Origin of the sequence: Acinetobacter sp. 226, from assembly GCF_048147925.1 — a bacterium.
Taxonomy (GTDB): Bacteria; Pseudomonadota; Gammaproteobacteria; order Pseudomonadales; family Moraxellaceae; genus Acinetobacter; species Acinetobacter pecorum.
On record NZ_JAYWYX010000079.1, the window covers coordinates 1 to 1,084 of the forward strand.

At 43.5% G+C, this 1,084-nt stretch carries 2 tRNA genes and 2 rRNA genes; all 4 read left to right on the forward strand.

What is annotated here, in order from left to right:
• Positions 1-169: ribosomal RNA gene (locus VXP95_RS15480) — 16S ribosomal RNA — on the forward strand; the annotation flags it as partial.
• A gap of 60 nt (positions 170-229) precedes the next feature.
• Positions 230-306: transfer RNA gene (locus tag VXP95_RS15485), tRNA-Ile, on the forward strand.
• A gap of 71 nt (positions 307-377) precedes the next feature.
• Positions 378-453 (forward strand) — tRNA-Ala (locus VXP95_RS15490).
• Between the two features lie 471 nt (positions 454-924).
• Positions 925-1,084 (forward strand): 23S ribosomal RNA (locus VXP95_RS15495); the annotation flags it as partial.

The window sequence follows — 1,084 nt, forward strand, 5'->3', positions numbered from 1 at the left end:
AATACGTTCCCGGGCCTTGTACACACCGCCCGTCACACCATGGGAGTTTGTTGCACCAGAAGTAGGTAGTCTAACCGCAAGGAGGACGCTTACCACGGTGTGGCCGATGACTGGGGTGAAGTCGTAACAAGGTAGCCGTAGGGGAACCTGCGGCTGGATCACCTCCTTAACGAAAGATTGACGATTGGTAAGAATCCACAACAAGTTGTTCTTCATACGATGTATCTGAGGGTCTGTAGCTCAGTTGGTTAGAGCACACGCTTGATAAGCGTGGGGTCACAAGTTCAAGTCTTGTCAGACCCACCAAATCTGACTAACAAAGCATGAAAATGCTGAAGCAAACAGAACAGAACGATACATTGACTTATTGATAAGCTGGGGACTTAGCTTAGTTGGTAGAGCGCCTGCTTTGCACGCAGGAGGTCAGGAGTTCGACTCTCCTAGTCTCCACCAAATTTCAAGATCATAAAACTTAAAGCGCTGCTTTAAGGATTTGAGTTGAAATTTAAGCAAGAAGCTACGCTTCGCGCAGTATGTAATCATACAGTGATGAAGTTGTTTAGTTCCTAAGCGATCAGGTGATTAGATCCTAGAGATTAGCAAGTACAAGCGTTATGATACGCGCACTTGATAATCTCTGTGATTTATCACAGTTTCCTGACCTGACGAAGGCTGGAAAAATCATTAACAGAATATATTTGAGTTGAAATAATTTGTTCATAACTCATTGAATGAAACATAGGCAACTATGAATCAAACAATGATTTACTAGCGAAATTAACTGAATCAAGCGTTTTGGTATATGAATCTAATTGAAGCTGTACTGTAGTTAAATCTACGAAACGCCAACTGTATGAGTAAGTCGCAAGACGAACTCTGTTGCTTATCCTACTTGTAAGGATAAACGACTGTTTGGGGTTGTATAGTCAAGTAATTAAGTGCATGTGGTGGATGCCTTGGCAGTCAGAGGCGATGAAAGACGTGATAGCCTGCGAAAAGCTCCGGGGAGGCGGCAAATATCCTGTGATCCGGAGATGTCTGAATGGGGAAACCCACTTACCATAAGGTAGGTATTGCATGATGA